The organism is Streptomyces sp. NPDC059037, assembly GCF_042740015.1.
GTDB lineage: Bacteria > Actinomycetota > Actinomycetes > Streptomycetales > Streptomycetaceae > Streptomyces.
The window spans coordinates 1-2,560 of record NZ_JBHYIG010000491.1 but is presented as its reverse complement, the minus strand read 5'-3'; the positions used below and the strand labels follow the sequence as shown (position 1 = coordinate 2,560).

The window sequence follows — 2,560 nt, the reverse complement described above, 5'->3', positions numbered from 1 at the left end:
TCTCTGCCCCCCCCGCCGCCCGGGGGGTGTGCGATAACCCCCAGGTTTTCCACCACACCCCCCCCCCATACGCCGGGGGCGGCCCGGTGGTCCACTCCCCGGTCCAGGTCCACCCGTACGAGTTACGCGTTCCCGCGCACACCCTTGGCGAGATCACCCGCGAGCGCGCGGACCGCGGCGAGACCGGCGGCCTCGTCCGGGGCGTCCAGCATGCGCTGGACGAACGCGGAGCCGACGATCACGCCGTCGGCGAAGCCGGCGACCTCGGCGGCCTGGCGGGCGTTGGAGACGCCGAGGCCGACACAGACCGGCAGGTCGGTGGTGGCCTTGGTGCGCCGCACCAGTTCCTGCGCCTGCTCGCCGACGGACTCCCGGGTGCCGGTGACACCCATCAGGGACGCCGCGTACACAAAGCCCGAACCGGCCGCCGTGATGGTGGCGAGGCGCTCGTCCTTGCTGCTCGGCGCGACGACGAAGACCGTCGCGAGGCCGTGCTTCTCCGCGTGCTCCCTCCAGAGCGCGGACTCCTGGACGGGCAGGTCGGGCAGGATGCAGCCCGCGCCGCCCGCATCGGCGAGCTCGGCGGTGAAGCGCTCGACGCCGTAGCGGTCGATCGGGTTCCAGTACGTCATGACGAGCACCGGCTTGCCGGTCGCCTCGTGGGCCTCGCGGACCGTGCGCATCACGTCGGCGATCTTCAGGCCCGCCTTGAGCGCGATGTCGTCGGCGGTCTGGATGACGGGGCCGTCGAGCACGGGGTCGCTGTGCGGGAGGCCGACCTCCACGACGTCCGCGCCGCCGTCGAAGACGGCCTTGATCGCCGCGATGCCGCCGTCCACGGTCGGGAACCCGGCCGGGAGGTAGGCGATGAGGGCGGACCGGCCCTCGGACTTCGCTGCCGCGAGGGTGTCGCTCAACAGCTGGATGTTGCCGCTCACTTGGCGTCCCCCTTGATCTCAGCGCCGTCGGCGGACGCGTCCGCCTCTACGGTGGCGTCCGTGTCGTACAGGCCGAAGTACCGCGCGGCCGTGTCCATGTCCTTGTCGCCGCGGCCGGACAGGTTGACGATCATCAGCCCGTCCTTGCCGAGCTCCTTGCCGACCTCGATCGCCCCGGCCAGCGCGTGGGCGCTCTCGATGGCCGGGATGATGCCCTCGGTCCGCGACAGGAGCCGCAGCGCCTGCATGGCCGCGTCGTCGGTGACCGCGCGGTACTCGCCGCGGCCGCTGTCCTTGAGGAAGGCGTGCTCGGGGCCGATGCCCGGGTAGTCGAGTCCGGCGGAGATCGAGTAGGGCTCGGTGATCTGGCCCTCCTCGTCCTGGAGGACGTACGACCGTGAGCCGTGCAGGATGCCCGGCTCGCCCGCGGTCAGCGTGGCCGCGTGCTCGCCGGTCTCGACGCCGTGCCCCGCGGGCTCGCAGCCGATGAGGCGTACGCCGGCGTCCGGGATGAAAGCGTGGAAGAGGCCGATGGCGTTGGATCCGCCGCCGACACAGGCGACGGCGGCGTCGGGCAGGCGTCCGGCGCGCTCCAGGATCTGCCGCCGGGCCTCCACCCCGATGACCCGGTGGAAGTCGCGGACCATGGCGGGGAAGGGGTGCGGGCCCGCGACGGTCCCGAAGAGGTAGTGGGTCCTGTCCACGTTGGCGACCCAGTCGCGGAACGCCTCGTTGATGGCGTCCTTGAGGGTGCGGCTGCCGGACTTCACGGCCACGACCTCGGCGCCGAGCATGCGCATGCGGGCCACGTTCAGGGCCTGGCGCTGGGTGTCGATCTCGCCCATGTAGATGGTGCAGTCGAGGCCGAAGAGCGCGCAGGCGGTCGCCGTGGCGACGCCGTGCTGGCCCGCGCCGGTCTCGGCGATGACGCGGGTCTTGCCCATGCGCTTGGTGAGCAGGGCCTGGCCGAGCACGTTGTTGATCTTGTGCGAGCCGGTGTGGTTCAGGTCCTCGCGCTTGAGGAAGATGCGGGCGCCTCCCGCGTGTTCCGCGAAGCGGGGGACCTCGGTGAGGCTGCTGGGCCTTCCCGTGTAATTGACCAGAAGGTCATCGAGCTCGCGGGCGAACTCGGGGTCGTTCTTGGCCTTTTCGTACTCGACGGCGACCTCGTCCACGGCGGCCACCAGGGCCTCCGGGATGAACTTGCCGCCGAACGCGCCGAAGTAGCCCTCGGCGGTGGGGACTTGACCCTCCGGGTCCGGGATGAAGAACTGGCTGGGCATGGCTGATTCCTCGCTGAGGCGTTGGGTTGACGTCTGTCGCGGGTACGCCTTCACGCCGTTGCTGGCCGGGGATTCACGCGCGGCTGCGGCCCGTCTCGGGCTGATCGCGCAGTTCCCCGCGCCCCTTTCAGGGGCGCTTCAGCTCTCGGCGGCGTTCAAGGCGCCGCCCTGCCATCGCATCCCAGGGATCTGGCCCGGCTCAGATCCGATGTGGTACCGCACCCGCCTGCCGCGCACGCGTCGCGCGGGCGCGGGGGGGGGGGCGGGGGGGGCGGGGGCGGGGCGGGGGGGGCGCGGCGGGGGGAGGGGGGGGGGGGCGCGCGCTGCGGGCGCGGGCGC

The 2,560-nt window shown here is 72.4% G+C and carries 3 protein-coding genes; all 3 read right to left on the bottom strand.

Annotated elements, in window-relative coordinates; all coding sequences use genetic code 11:
- Positions 1–122 precede the first annotated feature (122 nt).
- Complete coding sequence (gene trpA, locus ACFWY6_RS45040; protein WP_384703627.1) at positions 123–938, bottom strand: tryptophan synthase subunit alpha; 816 nt, start codon at positions 936–938, stop codon at positions 123–125.
- Positions 935–2,221, bottom strand: a complete 1,287-nt coding sequence (gene trpB / locus ACFWY6_RS45035; protein WP_384703624.1) for a tryptophan synthase subunit beta — start codon at positions 2,219–2,221, stop codon at positions 935–937. Before trpB ends, trpA begins: the two co-directional genes overlap by 4 nt.
- 138 nt (positions 2,222–2,359) lie before the next feature.
- Positions 2,360–2,560 (bottom strand): tryptophan biosynthesis modulator TrpM (gene trpM, locus ACFWY6_RS45030; RefSeq protein WP_384703621.1); only part of this gene is annotated, 201 nt, incomplete at its 5' end.

What these genes read in the sequence shown, in the direction of transcription:
- trpB (WP_384703624.1), bottom strand. Translation starts at nt 2,221, where the DNA reads ATGCCCAGCCAGTTCTTCATCCCGGACCCGGAGGGTCAAGTCCCCACC.